A 19,166-nucleotide genomic window follows, 5' to 3' on the forward strand; every position below is an offset into this window, starting at 1 on the left:
CTGATGCGCCGCCAGTTCGCGGCGTTGGTGCAAATGGGAACCCCTAGCGTAGAGGCGAATACCCGCACTAAGATTCACCATTATTCATTTGATTATTTACTTTCAGTGAAAACCGACATCGCGTCCGAACTGGAGTTCTTCATCCATCTGGCCCGGCTGGGTAGCCTGTCCGCCGCCGCGCGCGAACTCAACCTGACGCCGCCCGCCGCCACCAAGCGCCTGGCGCTGATGGAGCGGCGCCTGGGCGTGCGCCTGGTAAACCGCAGCACGCGCACCCTGAGCCTCACGAGCGAAGGCGAGACGTATCTGTCGCACGCCACCAAGATCCTCGAAGACCTGCGCGACATGGAAGACGCCGTCTCCAGCAGCGGCGCCACCCCGCGCGGCGCGCTGAAAGTGAACGCCACCCTGGGGTTCGGCCGCACCACCATCGCCCCGCTGGTCTCGGACTTCGCCAAGCGCTATCCCGAGGTCCAAGTCCAACTGGAAGTCACCGACCGCCCGGTGGACCTGGTGGAAAGCGGGTTCGACCTGGCTATCCGCTTCGGCGAACTACCCGACAGGCGCCTGAGCGCGCGGCGCGTCATGTCCAACCGTCGCTTCCTGTGCGCGGCGCCGCGCTACCTGGATAAACACGGCACACCCGCCACGCTGGCCGATCTTGCGTCACACCGCTGCATCCTGCATACGCAAAACGATGAGGCGCACGGCGTGTGGCGATTCACCCGCGATGGGGAAAGCGTGGCAATCAAGGTGGATGGGGCCTTGTCCAGCAATGACGGAGATATCGTGCTGGGCTGGGCGCTGGACGGCCATGGCATATTGATCCGCTCGGAATGGGATCTGGCCAAGTATTTGCAAAGCGGACGGCTGCGGGTGGTATTACCCGACTTCACGCTGCCATCCGCGGACCTCTTTGTGTATTACCCCCAACGCAGAAATCAAACCGCCCGGGCCAGGGCGTTTATTGATTATCTGGTTGAGGTGTTCCAGCGGTCGGTGTGACGTGCCCATCGCACGGCCACGCGCCACTATTCATTATTCATGTTGATCCGGCTTTCAAAAAAAATGCCCCCGCATTGCGAGGGCATGTATTGAAACCGTGCAATAGCCGGAATCAGAACGGAATATCGTCGTCCATATCCGCCAAATTCGCACCGCTGCTGGCCGGGGCCGCAGCAGGCGCCGGGCGCTGTTGCGGGGCCGGGCGTTGCGCCGGAGCGGCGCGTTGTTGTTGCGGGCGCGACGGGGCGTCATCGTAGCCACCGCCACCACCGTAGCTGGCGCCACCGCCACCGCCGTCTTCGCGGCCGCCCAGCATCTGCATCTGGTCAGCCACCACTTCGGTGCTGTAACGGTCAGCGCCGGTGTCCTTGTCTTGCCACTTGCGCGTCTTCAGGCGGCCTTCGATGTAGACCGAACGGCCTTTCTTCAGGTATTCGCCGGCGATTTCAGCCAGGCGGTTGTACATGACGACGCGGTGCCATTCGGTTTCTTCGCGGCGCTCGCCCGATGCCTTGTCCTTCCAGGTGGAGGTGGTGGCGATGGACATGTTGCAGATTGCAGCCCCTTCCGGGCTGTAGCGGACTTCCGGGTCGCGACCCAGGTTGCCCACGAGAATGACTTTGTTAACCGATGCCATGCCGATGTCCCTCAGTTGTTGACAGCCTGCGCCTGTGCGTTGCCGCGAGCGCGCCGGCAACAACATAAAAAGCGATGTTGAAGACCGGCTTCATGAAACACGCCGGTCATCATGACAATGACCGGCGACGCCTGGGATCCTGATGACCCCTACTTCCGTGAAGCCCTAATTTGGTACGTATTATCGACGAAAAGCACTCGGCACGCCAAACGCGATTCGTGACAAAGCGATCCACCCAGGGAATCGATTTAAGGGCTGTTGGCGGCCATTCACAGCGCGATCAGGGACGTTTCGGATGAATTCGGGGACGCATAACCAGCTCGATCTAGAGCCCGATCCACAGCCCTGCAACGGGCCGCACCGCCCTTAGCCAGCGGCCCCACGCCCACCTCAGCCGCCCTTATGCCAGCGGCCGCAACGCCCAGGTCACCGCCAGCCACACCGCCGACAAAATAGCCGCGCCGATGAACACCGCGCTGGCGCCTGAATGCGCTGCCAGCCAGCCCCCTAAGGCGCCGCCCATGAACAGACCCGCCGCCTGCGCCGTGTTGTAGAAGCCCAGCGCCAAGCCCTTGTAAGCCTGCGGCGCCACGCGCGACACCAGCGACGGTTGCAGGGCTTCCAGCACGTTGAAGGCCACGAAGAAGCCCGTCAGCGCGATGGCCAGCGTGTAGAAACCATGGCTGGCCGCCGGCATCAACGCGCACACCAGCACCAGGCCCGCCACGGCGGCGCGCAAGGCGCCTCGATGGGCGCGGCGCTTTTCCGCCACGAACACCACGGGCACCATCAGCACGAACGACACCAGGATGACGGGCAGATAAACCTTCCACAGCTCGCGCGCGTCCAGGCCCCCCACCTTGGCCAGCAGGGCCGGCACCACGACAAACATCGACACCTGGATCAAATGCAGCACGAACACGCCGAAGTTCAAGCGCAGCAGGTCGCGGTGGGTCAACACTTCCATCGGCCGGGCGGCTTGCATGGTGCGGGCCTGGGTGCGCGGCACCACGGGCACGACGAAACGCGCCACGGCCAGGCAGATCACGCCCAGGCAGGCAATGGTCCAGAACAGGCCGGACAAGCCCCACCAGCCCACCAGCACGGGCGACAGCACCAAGGACACCGCGAAAGACAGGCCAATCGACGCGCCCACCATCGCCATGGCGCGGGTGCGGACTTCGTCGCGGGTGGCGTCTGCCAGCCAGGCGGTGACGGCGGCCGAGATGGCGCCCGCCCCCTGGATGGCGCGGCCGATGGTGATCCAGTACACATCGGTCGCCTGCGCACAGACGATGCTGCCGGCCACGAACAGCAGCAGGCCGAACAGCACGACGGGGCGGCGGCCCCAGCGGTCGGACGCCAGGCCGAAGGGAATCTGCATGAACGCCTGGGTCAGGCCATACATGCCTAGCGCCAGGCCGACGCGGGCGGGGTCGTCTCCGCCCGGCATGCCGGCCGCCGCCACGGCAAACACCGGCAGCAACAGGAACAGCCCCAACATCCGCGCGGCGAACAGGCCGGCCAAAGCCACGCTGGCGCGGCGCTCGGAAGGGGTCAATTTCAGTTTGATGTCTGCCGGCATGCGGAAAATTCAACAATGACAAGGGCGGTGCGCGCGCGTGGATGTCACACGCTCACAGTCTGATCTGGCGGTGCGGCGCCGGAGCCCATTCAGTCCAAATCACGGACTGCCTTGAACGCGGGGGGACTCGGCGCGCTATAGTAACAAGTTGGCCTTTGAAACCGCTTAAAAGAGCCTGATGGACACCCGATCGACGTGACAATACGCATACGGGGTGCTCGCACCCACAACCTCAAGAACGTTTCGCTGGACCTGCCGCGCCACAAACTGGTGGTCGTCACCGGCTTGTCCGGTTCTGGCAAATCTTCGCTGGCGTTCGATACGCTGTACGCGGAGGGCCAACGACGTTATGTGGAAAGCCTGTCCGCGTATGCCCGCCAATTTCTCCAACTGATGGACAAGCCGGACGTCGACCTGATCGAAGGCCTGTCGCCGGCCATCTCCATCGAGCAGAAAGCCGCCGGCCACAACCCGCGTTCCACCGTCGGCACCATCACCGAGATCCACGACTACCTGCGCCTGCTGTATGCGCGGGTGGGCACGCCCTACTGTCCCGAGCACGGCCTGCCGCTACAGGCGCAGTCCGTCAGCCAGATGGTGGACGCGGTGCTGGGTTGGACGCCCGAAACGCGGCTGGCCGTGCTGGCGCCCATTGCGCGCGGCAAGAAAGGCAGCTTCGAGGACGAATGCGCCAGCCTGCAAGCGCAAGGCTATGTGCGCCTGCGCGTGGACGGGCAGTTGGTGGAAATCGACGGCATGGCGCCGTTGAAGAAAACCGAAAAGCACGACATCGATGTCGTCATCGACCGGCTGCGCATCAAGGCGGAAAGCAAGCAGCGCCTGGCGGAAAGCTTCGAAACCGCGTTGCAATTGGCCGACGGACGCGCGCTGGCGCTGGACATGGACAGCGAGCACGAACAGGTATTCTCCAGCCGCTACGCCTGCCCGGTGTGCAGCCACAGCCTGCCCGAGCTGGAACCGCGCCTGTTCAGCTTCAACAACCCGATGGGTGCCTGCCCCAGTTGCGACGGCATCGGCCAGGTGGGCTTTTTCGACCCCAAGCGGGTCGTGGCGTTTCCTGAGCTGAGCCTGGCCGCTGGCGCGATCCGTGGCTGGGACCGCCGCAACGCTTTCACGCATTCGCTGTTGGCCAGCCTGGCGGCGCATTACGAATTCGATATCGAAGCCCCGTTTGAAGACCTGCCCGAAGCGCTGCGCGACAAGGTGCTGTACGGGTCCGGCGAAGAAGAGATTTCGTTTCTCTACCTGAATGAAAAAGGCCGCAGCACAGTCAAGCGGCATACCTTCGAGGGCGTCATCCCGAACCTGGAGCGCCGCTGGCGCGAAACGGATTCGGCGACGGTGCGCGAAGAGCTGGGCAAGTACCGCAATATCAAGACCTGCCCCGACTGCGCGGGTTCGCGCCTGCGCCCCGAGGCCCGCAACGTGCTGATCGGCCACGATCCGCGCGGCGGCGAACGCCACGGCCAAGCCATCTATGAAGTCGAGGCCATGCCGCTGTCCGGCTGCCTGGCCTGGTTCCGCGACCTGAGCCTGACCGGGGCCAAGCAGGAAATTGCACAGCGCATCGTGCGCGAGATCGAGGCGCGGCTCAGCTTCCTGAACAACGTCGGGTTGAATTACCTGTCGCTGGACCGCAGCGCCGACACCATTTCAGGCGGCGAGGCCCAGCGCATCCGGCTGGCCAGCCAGATCGGCTCGGGCCTGACGGGCGTGATGTATGTGCTGGATGAACCCTCTATCGGTCTGCATCAGCGCGATAACGATCGGCTGATCGGCACCTTGCAGCACCTGCGAGACCTCGGCAACAGCGTCATCGTGGTCGAGCACGACGAAGACATGATCCGCATGGCGGACTGGGTGGTCGACATGGGTCCGGGCGCGGGCGAGCATGGCGGCGAAGTGGTGTCGCAGGGCGACCCGGAAACCGTGCAGCGCGATCCGAACTCGCTGACCGGCCAGTACCTGAGCGGCGCGCGCGAGATCGCGATTCCCCCGCGCCGCCCGGTCAACGACGAACTGCCCTGGCTGACCCTGAGCGGCGCCAGCGGCAACAACCTGAAAGACGTCGAACTGCGCGTGCCCGCCGGCCGCCTGGTGTGCGTCACGGGCGTATCGGGTTCAGGCAAATCCACGCTGATCAACGACACGCTGGCGGTCGCCGTGTCGCGCCAACTGCATCACGCGCAAAGCGAACCCGCCCCCTACGTGTCGATGCAGGGGCTGGAGAATTTCGACAAGATCATCAGCGTGGACCAAAGCCCCATTGGCCGCACGCCGCGCAGCAACCCTGCTACGTATACCGGCCTGTTCACGCCCATCCGCGAGCTTTTCGCGGGCGTGCCCGAGGCGCGCACTCGCGGCTACGACCCCGGCCGATTCAGCTTCAACGTGAAGGGCGGGCGCTGCGAAGCCTGCCAGGGCGACGGCGTGGTCAAGGTGGAAATGCACTTTCTGCCCGACATGTACGTGCCCTGCGACGTGTGCCACGGCAAGCGCTACAACCGCGAAACGTTGGAAATCCGCTACCGGGGCCGCAACATCAGCGAAGTGCTGGACCTGACGGTTGAGCAGGCGCTGGACTACTTCGAATCCGTGCCGGCCATCTCGCGCAAGCTGCACACGCTGATTGATGTTGGACTGTCTTACATCCGCCTGGGCCAAAGCGCGACCACGCTGTCGGGCGGTGAAGCGCAGCGCGTGAAGCTGTCGCTGGAACTGTCGCGCCGCAGCACCGGACGCACGCTGTACATCCTGGACGAACCCACCACCGGCCTGCATTTCCGCGATATTGAATTGCTGCTGCAAGTGCTGAACCAGTTGGTCGACAGCGGCAACACCGTGCTCATCATCGAACACAACCTGGACGTCATCAAAACGGCGGACTGGCTGATCGACATGGGTCCGGAAGGTGGCGATGGCGGCGGCTACGTGGTGGCGCAAGGCACGCCGGAAGATGTCGCGAACACGCAGGCCAGCCATACCGGGCAATACCTGGGCAAGCTGCTGCGGCGTAACGCAAGCAGGTAGAACGACTTATCAACACCCCGCAAGGAACCGCGCCATGTACACCCTGATCATCGGCAACAAGAATTACTCTTCGTGGTCCTTGCGGCCGTGGCTGGCGCTGCGTGCCACGGGCATCGCCTTCACCGAGCAAAAGCTCGGGTTCTTCACGGAAGAGTTTTCGCGCAAGGTGGGTGCGGTGTCGCCCGCCGGGCTGGTGCCGGTCTTGCTGGACGGCGACTTCGCCGTGTGGGATTCGCTGGCCATTTGTGAATACGTGGCCGAGCAACACCTGGAAGCCGGCCTATGGCCGAAGGACGCAAAGGCCCGCGCCCGCGCGCGTTCATTGGTGGCGCAAATGCACAGCGGCTTTGGCGCCCTGCGCAATGCTCTGCCGATGAATATCGAAGCGCATCTGCCGGGCATCAAACTGCCCGAGGCCGCGCAACAGGATATCTCGCGCCTGCAAGCCATCTGGCACGACACCCGTGCTGAATTCGGCCAGGGCGGCCCGTTCCTGTTCGGTGCATTCTCGATTGCCGACGCATTCTTTGCGCCGGTGGTGTCGCGCTTCACCACCTACGGCATCGCTGCTGCGGGCGCCGTGCGCGACTACATGGATGCGGTGCTGGCGCTGCCGGCCATGCAGGATTGGATGCGCGATGCGCGCGCTGAAGCCACGTTCGTGCCCGAAGACGAACCCTATCGAAAGCACCGCTAAGCGGGCAAGGCGCGCGGCTGGCCAACCCGGCCGCGTCAGCCCATTTCGAACAGGCGCTTGTGTTCGCGGATGGCGTAGCGGTCGGTCATGCCGGCGATGTAATCGGCAATGGCGCGCGCCTGCTCGTTGAACGACGGACGCCGGTAGTCGGGCGGCAGCAAGCGCGGGTCATCAAGAAACGCCGCGAACAGTTCGCGCACGATGCGGCGCGCCTTGGCCGTCATGCGCAGCACCTGGTAGTGCCGATACAGGTTGTCGAACAAGAACTTCTTCAAGGCATCGGCCTCGCGCCGGATGTCGTCCGAGAACCCCGCCAGCGGCGGTGACCGGCGCACGTCGTCCACACTGGCCGGCGCCGCGTCGCGGATACGGGCCAGCGAGGTTTGCGTCAGGTCGACGATCAGCGTGTTGATCATGCGGCGGATGGTCTCCGCCACGGCACGGCGCGGCGCCAGGCCCGGATAGCGGTCCAGCACATAGGCGTGATGCCGTTCGAAGATCGACACGTCTTGCAGTTGCTCAAGCGTGATCAGCCCGGAACGCAGGCCGTCGTCGATATCGTGGTTGTTGTAGGCAACTTCATCGGCAAGGTTGGCCAGTTGCGCTTCCAGCGACGGCTGCGTGCGGTTCAGGAAACGTTCGCCCACATCGCCCAACTGGCGCGCGTGCGCGGCCGAGCAATGCTTGAGGATGCCTTCGCGCGTTTCAAAGCACAGGTTCAGGCCATTGAAGTCCGCATAGCGCTCTTCAAGCTCGTCCACCACGCGCAGGCTTTGCAGGTTGTGCTCGAAACCGCCCGCCTCGGGTGCCAGTTCGCGCATGCAGGCGTTCAGCTCGTCCTGCCCCGCATGGCCGAAGGGCGTATGGCCCAGGTCGTGCGCCAGCGAGATGGCTTCGGTCAGGTCTTCCGACAGCTTCAGGCTGCGGGCCAGCGTGCGCGCAATCTGCGCCACTTCCAGGCTATGCGTCAGGCGGGTGCGAAAGAGATCGCCTTCATGGTTGACGAAGACCTGCGTCTTGTATTCCAGCCGGCGAAACGCGCCGGAATGCACGATGCGGTCGCGGTCGCGCTGAAACTCGGTCCGGTTCTCGGGCGGCGGCTCTGCCGTTTTCCGACCACGCGATTGAGACGGGTCGGATGCGTAAGAAGCCAGTTCATTCATCTGCAACACCGTCTCCAATCGCGGTTACTGGGTGGTTCGGGACAAGACGGCGCGCACCGCGTCGTCGGGGGCCGCGCGCATGAAGGCTTCGCCAATGCGCGGCATGAGCACGTAGCGGATGGACCCGCCTTCCGTTTTCTTGTCGACCTGCATCAAGTCCAGCCAGCGGTCCGCGCCCAGGTCAGGCGCCACAACGGGGCAGCCAATGGCGGCCACCAGCGCGCGCACGCGCTCGACATCGGCCCGGTCAAAGCCCGCCACGTCGGCGGATAATTCCGCCGCCTGCACCATGCCGCAACCGACGGCCTCGCCGTGCAGCCAGGCGCCATAGCCCAAGCCGGATTCAATGGCGTGGCCGAAGGTGTGGCCCAGGTTCAGGATGGCGCGCAAGCCGGACTCGCGCTCGTCCTTGCCCACCACCTGCGCCTTCAATTCGCACGAACGGCGGATGGCATGGGCGACGGCCTGTGGGTCCAAGGCGCGCAATTTTTGCGCATTCTCTTCGCACCAGGTCCAGAAATCCGGGTCCAGAATCAAGCCGTACTTGATGACTTCGGCCAGCCCCGCCGACACTTCCCGCGCGGGCAGCGTATTCAGCACATCGGTATCGATCTCGACCGCCACCGGCTGGTAGAACGCCCCAATCATGTTCTTGCCCAGCGGATGGTTGACGGCGGTCTTGCCGCCCACCGACGAATCCACCTGCGCCAGCAGGGTGGTGGGCACCTGCAGAAAGCGCACGCCGCGCATGTAGACGGCGGCGGCAAAGCCCGTCATGTCGCCGATGACGCCGCCGCCCAAGGCCACCAGGACGCAACGGCGGTCCAGGCGGTGGGTTAGCAAGGCGTCGAAGATCAGGTTCAGCGACTGCCAGTCTTTGTAGGCTTCGCCGTCCGGCAGCTCGATGCGCAACACCCGCTTGCCGGTGCGCGCCAGCGCCGCCTCGGCGCGTTCGCCGTAGAGCGCCGCCACGGTGGGGTTGGTCACGACCGCAATCGCGGTGGCGTCGGCGGGAATGCATTGGTCCAGGGCATCGATGCGGCCGGGGCCGATATGGATCGGATAGCTTCCGCCCGGGGTGTCGACGTCAACAACGTTCATATGCGCTTCTCAAAGGCTTGTAATTGCGGCAGCAGCGCCTTGACCAGGGTGTGGATGGGCGTCGCGCCCGTCTCCACGACCAGGTCGGCGACTTCTTTATAGAGGGGTTCCCGCAAGGTCATCAGGTCCCGCAGGGTGCCGCGGGGGTCCGCCGTGGCCAGCAAAGGCCGATTGCGGTCGCGGCAGGTCCGGCGGAACAATTCATCCACGCTGGCCCTTAAATAGATGACAATTCCGCGCTCGTGCAGCCGTTGGCGATTTTCGGCCGCCAGGATCGCGCCGCCGCCGGTGGCAAGAATTATGTTGCGCCGTTGGGTACACTCCTCCAAGGCGGCGGACTCTCGGCGACGAAAACCGGCTTCGCCCTCGATTTCGAAGATAACCGGCACCCGAACGCCGCAACGCGCCTCGAGCTCATGATCCAGATCCATAAACTCGCGCCCCAACGCACGCGCCAGACTACGGCCTATGGTGGTCTTGCCCGCGCCCATCATCCCGACCAGGAAGACGGGCAGATCGTGCGGCAACGGCACAGCCTTGCCTGTGCATTCGACGGCGCACGGCACGTTTTCAGGCGCCTCGCCAGTGGGCGCTGGGTCCGGGTCAGCTTCCGGACATGAGTGAGCGGAAAAGTTCATGTCGGCATTATCACATCTGCCGCCAGTTGCCCGCGCACCACACAGAACAATCTTGTTACAGAAACCGGTCCCTCTCGCTGAGATGGGGCCGGAGTTACCCGTAAAATCGCCGCGATGAGCAAGCCCCAGAATTCCTCCAAGAAAGACAAGCCCGCCAAGAGCGGCTCCCCGATCCTGCGATTTTTCGTAAAAACCGGCATCTTCTGTGTCGGCCTGTTCCTGTGCGGCGTATTGCTGGCCGGAATGGCGCTGGCGCTGGCTTGGCCCAACCTGCCAAACCTGAACGCCATGACGGACTACCGCCCCCGGGTGCCGCTGCGCGTCTACACGGCGGACCGCGTCCTGATCGGCGAGTTCGGCGAAGAACGCCGCAACGTGCTGCGCTTCAATGAAATTCCCGACGTCATGAAGTCGGCGGTGCTGGCGGCCGAGGATGACCGCTTCTACCAGCACGGCGGGATCGACTGGATGGGCGTGGTGCGGGCGGGCCTGACCAACGTGATCAACATGTCGAAGACGCAGGGCGCCAGCACGATCACGATGCAGGTGGCGCGTAACTTCTACCTGTCGTCGGAAAAGACCTATTCGCGCAAGTTCTACGAACTGCTGCTGACGTTCAAGATTGAATCCGAGCTCACCAAGGACCAGATCCTTGAGCTCTACATGAACCAGATCTACCTGGGCCACCGCGCCTACGGCTTCGCGGCCGCGTCGCGCGCCTACTTCGGCAAGCCGCTGTCGGAAGTCACGCCGGCCGAAGCCGCCATGCTGGCCGGCATTCCGAAGGCGCCCTCGCGCTTCAACCCGATTTCGAACCGCCCCCGTGCCGAACTGCGCCAGCGCTACGTGCTGGGCCGCATGCTTTCGCTGGGCTACCTGACCGAACCCGAATACAAGCAGGCGATGGCACAGCCCATCGTCATGAAATCGGCGGAAGGCACGCCGGCAGGCGGTTATGCCATCCACGGCGAATACGTGGCCGAACTCGCGCGCCAACTGCTCTACAACGTCTACCAAGACAACGTCTACTCGCGCGGCATCAACATCTACACCACGGTGCAGTCCAAGGACCAGGAAGCGGCCTATCGCGCCGTGCGGGAAGGCGTGCTGGAATACACCCGCCGCGCGCCCTACCCCGGCCCCGAAGAACAACTGGACCTGCCGCCGGGCACCGAAAGCAACCCGGCCGCGCTGGATGAATTCCTGGACGGCGTGTTCGACAAATTCAGCGACAGCGGCGACCTGCTCACCGCCCTGGTGCTGTCGGCCAGCCCCACCGAAGTGAAGCTGGCGCGCAGCTCGCGCGAAATCATCACCATCACGGACAAAAAAGTGTTGGCCGTCGTGGCGCGCGCGCTGAACGACAAGGCCAAGCCGGACCAGCGCATCAAGCGCGGGTCGGTGGTCTACATCCGCAAGTTCGGCGACCACTGGGAAATCATCAACCTGCCGTCGGTGCAGGCGGCGTTCGTGGCCCTGACCCCGCAAGACGGCGCCATCCGCGCCATGGTGGGCGGCTTCGATTTTTATCGCGGCAACTTCAACCGCGTGACGCAAGCCTGGCGCCAGCCGGGTTCGAACATCAAGCCGTTCATCTACGCCGCCTCGCTTGAGCGCGGCCTGACCCCGGCCACGCAGATTTCCGACCAGCCGTTTGAACTGACCGCGGCGCAAACCGGCTCCAAGGCCTGGAATCCCAAGAACTACGGCAACCAGTACGAGCCCATGCTGACCTTGCGCCAAGGCCTGTACAAGTCGAAGAACATGGTGTCGATCCGCATCCTGCAGGCCATCGGCCCGCAGTACGCGCAAGACTATCTGACCCGTTTCGGCTTCGACAAGGCGCGCCAGCCGCCCGTGCTGCCGCTGGCGCTTGGCGCGGGTTCCGTGACGCCGCTGCAACTGGCGGGCGCGTTCTCGGTGTTCGCCAACGGCGGTTACCGCGTCACGCCCTACCTGATCGACCGCGTCACCGACAGCAGCGGCAAGGTCATCATGCAGTCCCGGCCCGTCGTGGCCGGCGACGCGGCGGCCCGCGCCATCGACCCGCGCACCGCCTGGGTCATGGACGACATCCTGCGCGGCGTGGCCACTTACGGCACCGCGGCCCGCGCGCGGGCGCTGCTCAAGCGCAACGACATCGCCGGCAAGACGGGTACGACCAACGAGTCCGTGGACGCCTGGTTCTCGGGCTACACCCCGAACCTGGTGGCAACGTCGTGGCTGGGCTTTGACCAGCCCAAGTCGCTGGGCTCGCGTGAAACGGGCGGCGGCGTCGCCATGCCGATCTGGGTCGATTACATGCAGGACGTCTTGAAGGGCGTGCCGGAAGAAAAGCCGCGCCCCCGCCCCGACGGCCTGATCGTGGAAAACGGCGAGTTCTACTTCTCGGAATTCCCCCCTGGCCAAGCCGTCGCCCGCCTGGGGCTGGCCGAGGCCGATACGCTGGGTGAATTCCTGAACGGTCTGGGCAGCGGCAGCAGCAACCCGGACACGCAGATCAAGGTTGCACCGGGCGTGGGCACGCAAAACACCGCGCCCTGGTCACAGAAGATCCCGTTCTGACGAAAAAAGGGCGGCCTGAATAGGCCGCCCTTTTTACTGCCGGTCGCTTCCCGCTTTTACTGCAACACCACGTCGGCCGGCCGGAACCGCTTGAAGTCCCACTGCCTGCCCGGCGCGGCCTCCAGCAGTTGCCGCGTGTAGCCGTCCTGCGGCCGGGTCAGCACCGCGACCGCCTCCCCCGCCTCGACGATCTGCCCGGATTTCATCACGACGATGGAATTGCAGATCTGCGCCGCGACCCGCAGGTCGTGGGTGATGAACAGCACCGCCGTATCCGTGCGGGCGCGGATGTCCTCAATCAGTTCCAGCACCTGCGCCTGCACCGACACATCCAGCGCGGATACAGCTTCGTCGGCGATCAGGATGTCGGGCCGCAGGGCGAGGGCGCGCGCGATGCAGATGCGCTGGCGCTGCCCGCCCGAGAACTGATGCGGATAGCGGTCCATGGTGTCCGCCCCCAACCCGACGATATCCAATAGCTCGATCGCCCGCGCCCGGGCTTCGTCCTGCGGCACACCAAAATTGCGCATGCCCTCGACAATCGAATCCCCCACGCGGATGCGCGCATTCAACGACCGGTACGGGTCCTGGAACACGACCTGGATGCGTTTGCGCACGGGATGAAATTCCCGTTTGCCGGCCGTGGCGATCTCGGTCCCGTCCAGGCGCACGCTGCCTGAACTGGGATCGATCAAGCGCGCAATGCAGCGCGCCAGGGTGGACTTGCCCGAACCCGACTCACCCACGATGCCCACGATCTCTTTCTTGCGCAGCGTGAAGCTGACGTCACGCACGGCGTGCACCGTCCGCTTCGCCTTGAAGAAGCCGCGCTCGTTGTAGGTTTTGTGCAGACCCTGCACGACCAGCACGGGCTCGCCTTCGGGCGCCTGCCGCGCGGCCGGCGCAAGGCCCGGCACCGATGACACCAGCATGCGGGTGTAGGCCTCTTTCGGGCGCGCCAGGATCTCGTCGCGGGTGCCCACTTCTACCAGCCTTCCCCGGTTCATCACGGCGATGCGGTCGGCAATCTCCGCCACCACACCGAAGTCGTGCGTGATGAACAGCACCGCCGTGTTGTGCGATTTCTGCAGCTCCAGGATCAACGCCAGAATCTGCTTCTGGGTCGTCACGTCCAGCGCCGTGGTGGGCTCGTCGGCGATGAGCAGCTTGGGGTTCAGGATCAACGCCATGCAGATGACGATGCGCTGGCGCTGGCCGCCAGACAACTGATGCGGATAGGACTGGTAGATGCGCTCTACGTCCGGCAGCCGCACCGACTCCAGCATGTCCAGGATCTTGCGCTTGCGGGCGGCAGCATCCATGCCGCTGTGGGTGCGCAACACCTCGTCGATCTGCCAGCCCACCGTGCGCACCGGATTGAGCGCCGTCATGGGTTCCTGGAAAACCATGGACATGCGGGTAGCGCGCAACTCGCGCAGGCGCTCGGGCGTACACGCCAACACGTCTTCGCCATCAAGCAGGATGCGGCCCGCGCTGGGCCGCAGCGCGTCGGGCGCCAGCAGGCCCATCACTGAAAACGACGTGACGGACTTGCCCGATCCGGATTCCCCGACCACGCACAAGGTTTCACCGGCGTGTATGTCGAAGCTGATGCCTTCGACCACGTGGCGCGGCTCATCCTCGGGCGCACCCACCAGCGCCACCGACAGGTTCTGCACTTGCAGGACGGGCATTGTGGAATCGTTCATGTCAGACCCTCCGCGCCATCTTGGGATCCAGCGCGTCGCGCATGGCGTCGCCCAGCATGTTCACGCTGAGCACAGTCAGCGCCAGGAAAAGACCGGGCAGCAGGATCAGCCCGGGCTTGATCTGGAAGTACATGCGGCCCTCGGCAATGACGTTGCCCCAGGACGGGAACTCGGGCGGCATGCCCACGCCCAGGAAGCTCATGACCGCCTCGGACAGCATGGCGGACGCAAAGATGAAGGTGCCCTGCACGATCAACGGCGCCACCGTGTTGGGCACCAGATGGCGCATCATCAGCACATGCGTGGGTGTGCCCAGCGAGATGGCGGCTTCCACATACGGCTCGTCGCGCAGGCTCAGGATCAGCCCGCGCACCAGGCGCACCACGCGCGGAAACTCGGGCACGGCAATGGCGATCAGCACCGTCAGCATGCTGGCGCCGGTCACGGCGACCAGCGCGATGGCCAGCAGGATGCTGGGCACGGACATGATGCCGTCCATCACGCGCATGATGACCATGTCCGCCGCGCGAAAGTAGCCGGCGATCACGCCCAGCAGCAGCCCGGGTATCAGCGCGGCGACGGCGGTGCCCGCCCCGATCATCAGTGAGATGCGCGCGCCGTGAACCACGCGCGACAGCACGTCGCGGCCGTAGGCGTCAGTGCCGAACCAATGCTCGGTGGAAAAGCCCTTCAGCCGCTGCATGGGATTGATGGCCATCGGGTCGGCCAGGCCCAGCAGGTTGGCCGAGATGGCGGCCAGCACGATGATTGCAAGCATCACCAGCGCAGCCATGACCGGCCATGTGGACAGCGTGCGAACCAGCGCCGACCTGGGCCGTTTGCGGATGGCGGGCGCGAGGCCGGCCCCACCCGCTATCGAGTGTATGGAAGTGGACATGCGGATTCCTTCAATAACGGATGCGCGGATCGAACACCGAGTACAAGACGTCGATGGTCAGGTTCACGCCGATGTAGACCAGCGAGAACAGCAGGATCAGCCCCTGGATCAGCGGATAATCCCGGGCCAGCACGGACTCGACCACCAGCCGGCCCAGGCCGGGCAGGTTGAACACCGACTCCGTGACGACCACCCCGCTGATCAGCAGCGCGATGCTGACGCCGATCACGGTGATGATGGGAACGGCCGCGGTACGCAGCGCGTGCGCCATCATCACGGCGCGTTCGGTAATGCCCTTGGCGCGCGCGGTGCGGATGAAGTCCTCGCCCATCACCTCCAGCACGCTGCTGCGCGCGATGCGCGCAATCAGGGCGACAAAGCCCGTGCTGAGCGCAAGAGTGGGCAGCAGCAGGTGCATGCCGAAGGCCCAGAGGCCCGCCGACGGCGACTTATAGCCTTGCACGGGCAACCAGCCCAGCTTCATGGCGAACAACAGGATCAGGGCATAGCCGGTGACGAAGATGGGCACCGAAAAGCCCAGCACCGAAAACGCCATCACCGCCCGGTCCGCGCGGGTGCCACGCCGCCAGGCCGCGAACACGCCCAGCGGCACGGCGATCAGCGTAGACAGCAGGATGGTCGACAGCGCGAGGGCCAGCGACGGCCCCACACGGCTGCTGATCATCGCCGTCACGGGCGTGCCCGAATGCAGCGACACACCCAGATCGCCCTGCAGCACCTGCCCGCTCCACAAGAAAAACTGGGTGGCCAGCGACCTGTCCAGCCCCATGTGCTCGCGGATCTGCGCCAGTTGCGTCTCGGTGGCGGCATCGCCCGCCAGCATCAGCGCCGGATCGCCCGGCGTCAGCCGCAGCAGGCAGAACACCAGCACGGCCACCGTCAACACCACGGGTACCGTTGCCAGGATGCGTCTGAGTAGGTAGCTGAACATGCTGGCTTACCGGCTGGCTTTCTTGATGTTCCAGAACACCGGCGCGGGTGACTCCAGCACGCCCGACAGCTTCTTGCTGTAGGCCGCGGCCGTCTCGATCTGGCCCAAGGTGATGGCCACGCCTTCGTCCAGCATCACGTCCTGCAACTGCTCGGCGATCTGCTTGCGTTCCGGTTCCGTCGCGGCCACCAGGAACTGGTCGCGCAACGCTTCCACCTTCGGCACCGTCGGCCAGCCGAACCAGGCCTTCTCGCCATTGGCCGACACGCCATAGTTGCGCAGCGGATCCATGATTTCGCTGACGTGCCACGTGGTCACGAAAATGCTCCAGCCGCCCTTGGCCGGCACGTCGCGGTTGGCGCGGCGCGACAGCATGGTCATGAAGTCCATGGCCTGCAATTGCACGTTGAAACCTGCCTGGCGCAACTGCTGCGCCATCACCACGGGAATGGCGGAGGCCATGGCGATATCGGTGGCGTGCAGGACCACCACCGGCGTGCCGTCGTACTTGGCTTCCTTCAGCAGCGCCTTCGCACGGTCGATGTTGGACGGCACGATCATGTCGGCCCGGGTATCGCTGGAATACGGCAGGCCGCAGCCGAACACCGCGCCGCAGGTCTTGAAGAATTCCGGATCGCCGACCTGCGCCTTCAAGATGTCGTCCTGGCCGACCGCGTACATGGCAGCCTGGCGCACCAGCTTGTTGTCGAAAGGCGCGTTGAGCTGGTTGAAGCGGTACATGGGTTGATAGCCCATCTTGTCCAGCACCCGCAACGTCAGATCCGGCGAACTCTTCACCATCGGCACCAGGTCGAAAGGCACGGTCTCGATGTAATCGACCTCGCCGCCCAGCAGGGCATTCACGGTGGTCATCGGGTCGGCCATGGCCACCCATTCCACGCGGTCCACGTTGACCACCTTGCCGCCCGCCGTCCAGCTTGGCGCCTCCTTGCGCGGCACGTAGTCCGTGTTCTTTTCGTAGACCGTCTTCACGCCCGGCTGAAATTCCTTCTGCACGAACTTGAAGGGCCCCGACCCCGTGTAATCGGTGATGGCCTGCGCCACCGGCGTCTGCGCCACGCGCTTGGGCATCATGAAGCTGGGCAGGCCGCTGGGTTTGCCCAACGCCGACAACACGTCCGCGGGCTCCTTCAGCACGATCTTGAAGGTCTTGTCGTCAACCACGTCCATCGACGCCACCAGCGGCATGAGCTGACGGCCGGTCTTGTCCGACTGCGCCCAGCGCTGAATGGACGCCACGCAATCCTCGGCCTTCACCGGCGCGCCGTCATGCCATTTCAGGCCGTCGCGCAGCGTGAACGTGTAGGTCTTGCCGTCCGGCGAGATCTCCCACTTGTCCGCCATCTGCGGCTGGACCTTGTTGTTCGCGTCCGTCGCCAGCAGCGTGTCGTAGATCATGTAGGCGTGATTGCGCGTCTGGTGCGACGCCGTCAGCACGGGGTCCAGCACCGTCAGCTTGCTGGCCATCACCACGGTCAGCGTTTCCGCCTGCGCGGGCGCCCAGGCCATGGCGGCGGCGCAAGCCAGCGCGGCGCCGACGCGGCCCAGGCCGTAGCGGGTTTCAAGTCGTTCAGCGTTCAGATAAGCCATGTCATTCCCTTGAAGTTTTTATGGATGAACGGGGCCTGTGCCGGCCCTTCGAGTGGGGTTGCGATCGGATCAGACGATGTCGAACGACAGCGGCGACATCTGTTCGGCGCTGCGGCCGGCCACCAGGTCGCGCGAAGGCACCAGCGCCTCGGCGCGGCGCTGCGCCTCATCCACCTGCTCGGCTGCCTTGCGGTAATCCAGCGAATGCACCTGCCCTTCGTGCACCACACGGTGGCCATCGATGTACACGGTGTGCACGGCGCGGTCGGCGGCGGCGTAGACCAGGCTGCGCACCGGGTCGCGCGACGGACGCATCAAGTGATGTGTCATGTCCACCATCACCAGGTCGGCGCGCGCGCCCACCGCGATGCGGCCCAGGTCGTCACGGCCCAGCGCCTTCGCGCCCCCGACGGTCGCGGCGTGGAACACTTCGCCCGTGGTGACGGCGCGCGGCGTTTGCGCCATCAGGCGGGCCAGGTAGCCCACGTGGCGCATTTCCTCGATCATGTTGTGCGGATACGTGTCCGTGCCGATGCCCAGGTTGATGCCCGCGCGGCGATAGCGCCCGAAGTCGCGCAGCGCCATGCCCCGGCGCATGAAGACCGTAGGACAGTGCGCCACGCTGGCGCCCGTTTCGGACAGGATGGACAGGTCGGTCGCCGTGCCCCAGTGCGTGTTCGGATGGTCGTCCACGAAGATGCCGTGGCCCACGATGCTGCCGGGGTCCAGCACGCCCAGGCTGTGCAGCCACTGAACCGGCGTCAGGCCATGGCGGCGCGTGATCTCGTGAAATTCCGGCAGCGACTGCGCGGCATGCGTCTGCCAGCCGATGCCACGGCGCTTCGCCTCCTGGTGGCTGGCCTTCAGCAGTTCCGGCGTGCAGGTGTCGATCTGCGCCGGCACCAGCATGCCCGTCAGCCGGCCGCATGCGTGGGCCTCGGCCTTGTCGATCAGCGCCAGTGCGCGCTCCATGCCCGCCTCGCCGGCCTTCTCGTTCCAGTCGTATTCCACAACATGGCCGTTGCGCGTGTACCAGCGCGCCGAGCGGAACATGGGCGCGATATAGGCCCGCAGCCCGCTCTGCACCATGATGTCGATCCAGTGCTCGTGCGCCACCGACATATCCACCACGGTCGTCACGCCGGACATCAGCAGTTCGGCGGCGGCCAGCGTCAGTTGCGCGGGCGCGGCCTCATCGTCGCCTTCCATCGTGGGCATGTACTCGTACAGGTTCGAGTTGTACAGGCCCGCCGACCCGGTCTCGTCCGTGTAGCCCTTGTTGATGGGTTCATGAACCAGATGGCTGTGGATATCCACCAGGCCCGGCATCACCATCATGCCGCTGCCGCTGACGACTTCCGCATCCGGCGCCGCCGCCTGCGCGCCCGGCCCCACGTGCGTGATGCGGCCATCCGCGAACGCCACGTCGGCGTTCTTCATATAAACGTGCCGCTGGCGCGTCTCGTCCCAGGCAACCACAACGTCGGCGTTCTTGATCAGGGTAGTTTTCAACGCAATATCCTCCGAATGAATCATGGGTATCCGTGTGGCGCG

The 19,166-nt window shown here is 64.9% G+C and carries 14 protein-coding genes; 4 read left to right on the forward strand and 10 right to left on the reverse strand.

Annotated features, from left to right (window positions below; genetic code table 11):
- Positions 1-105 precede the first annotated feature (105 nt).
- Positions 106-1,005: a LysR family transcriptional regulator gene (locus M2361_RS18710; RefSeq protein ID WP_259251135.1), complete on the forward strand. Its 900-nt coding sequence runs from the start codon at positions 106-108 to the stop codon at positions 1,003-1,005.
- A 112-nt stretch (positions 1,006-1,117) separates the two neighbouring features.
- Here M2361_RS18710 and ssb read toward each other — a convergent pair whose 3' ends face one another.
- A complete protein-coding gene (gene ssb, locus M2361_RS18715; RefSeq protein ID WP_259251136.1) occupies positions 1,118-1,642 on the reverse strand; it encodes a single-stranded DNA-binding protein in 525 nt (174 codons plus the stop codon).
- Positions 1,643-2,042: 400 nt separating this feature from the next.
- Entirely contained in the window at positions 2,043-3,227 is a 1,185-nt protein-coding gene (locus M2361_RS18720; RefSeq protein ID WP_259251137.1) for an MFS transporter, read from the reverse strand.
- A gap of 195 nt (positions 3,228-3,422) precedes the next feature.
- Here M2361_RS18720 and uvrA point away from each other — a divergent pair, with 195 nt between their 5' ends.
- Positions 3,423-6,278 (forward strand): excinuclease ABC subunit UvrA, encoded by a 2,856-nt coding sequence (gene uvrA / locus M2361_RS18725; RefSeq protein ID WP_404976394.1) that lies wholly within the window; start codon positions 3,423-3,425, stop codon positions 6,276-6,278.
- 34 nt (positions 6,279-6,312) lie between these two features.
- Positions 6,313-6,975 (forward strand): glutathione S-transferase family protein, encoded by a 663-nt coding sequence (locus M2361_RS18730; RefSeq protein ID WP_259251138.1) that lies wholly within the window; start codon positions 6,313-6,315, stop codon positions 6,973-6,975.
- Between the two features lie 35 nt (positions 6,976-7,010).
- Here the strand turns inward: M2361_RS18730 and M2361_RS18735 are convergent, their stop codons facing one another.
- The 3 genes from M2361_RS18735 to M2361_RS18745 are packed head-to-tail and all read right to left on the reverse strand — an operon-like array spanning position 7,011 to position 9,877.
- Positions 7,011-8,138, reverse strand: a complete 1,128-nt coding sequence (locus M2361_RS18735; RefSeq protein ID WP_259251139.1) for a deoxyguanosinetriphosphate triphosphohydrolase — start codon at positions 8,136-8,138, stop codon at positions 7,011-7,013.
- A 24-nt stretch (positions 8,139-8,162) separates the two neighbouring features.
- Positions 8,163-9,239, reverse strand: coding sequence for a 3-dehydroquinate synthase (aroB, locus tag M2361_RS18740; RefSeq protein ID WP_259251140.1), 1,077 nt, complete (start codon positions 9,237-9,239; stop codon positions 8,163-8,165).
- Positions 9,236-9,877, reverse strand: coding sequence for a shikimate kinase (locus M2361_RS18745; protein WP_100853772.1), 642 nt, complete (start codon positions 9,875-9,877; stop codon positions 9,236-9,238). Before M2361_RS18745 ends, aroB begins: the two co-directional genes overlap by 4 nt.
- Positions 9,878-9,991: 114 nt before the next feature.
- Here M2361_RS18745 and M2361_RS18750 point away from each other — a divergent pair, with 114 nt between their 5' ends.
- Positions 9,992-12,442 carry a penicillin-binding protein 1A gene (locus M2361_RS18750; RefSeq protein WP_259251141.1) on the forward strand — a complete coding sequence of 817 codons (2,451 nt, stop codon included), beginning with the start codon at positions 9,992-9,994 and terminating at the stop codon, positions 12,440-12,442.
- Between the two features lie 56 nt (positions 12,443-12,498).
- Here M2361_RS18750 and M2361_RS18755 read toward each other — a convergent pair whose 3' ends face one another.
- The 5 genes from M2361_RS18755 to M2361_RS18775 form a co-directional block, all read right to left on the reverse strand.
- A complete protein-coding gene (locus tag M2361_RS18755; protein ID WP_259251142.1) occupies positions 12,499-14,151 on the reverse strand; it encodes an ABC transporter ATP-binding protein in 1,653 nt (550 codons plus the stop codon).
- Position 14,152: 1 nt separating this feature from the next.
- A complete protein-coding gene (locus M2361_RS18760) occupies positions 14,153-15,049 on the reverse strand; it encodes an ABC transporter permease (RefSeq protein WP_259251143.1) in 897 nt (298 codons plus the stop codon).
- Between the two features lie 10 nt (positions 15,050-15,059).
- Positions 15,060-16,001 (reverse strand): ABC transporter permease, encoded by a 942-nt coding sequence (locus M2361_RS18765; protein WP_230693723.1) that lies wholly within the window; start codon positions 15,999-16,001, stop codon positions 15,060-15,062.
- Between the two features lie 6 nt (positions 16,002-16,007).
- Positions 16,008-17,612, reverse strand: coding sequence for an ABC transporter substrate-binding protein (locus tag M2361_RS18770; protein ID WP_259251145.1), 1,605 nt, complete (start codon positions 17,610-17,612; stop codon positions 16,008-16,010).
- Positions 17,613-17,681: 69 nt separating this feature from the next.
- Entirely contained in the window at positions 17,682-19,124 is a 1,443-nt protein-coding gene (locus M2361_RS18775; protein ID WP_259251146.1) for an amidohydrolase family protein, read from the reverse strand.
- Between the last annotated feature and the right edge of the window lie 42 nt (positions 19,125-19,166).

The organism is Achromobacter sp. JUb104 (assembly GCF_024806975.1).
In the GTDB taxonomy this organism is placed as follows: Bacteria; Pseudomonadota; Gammaproteobacteria; order Burkholderiales; family Burkholderiaceae_B; genus Achromobacter; species Achromobacter spanius.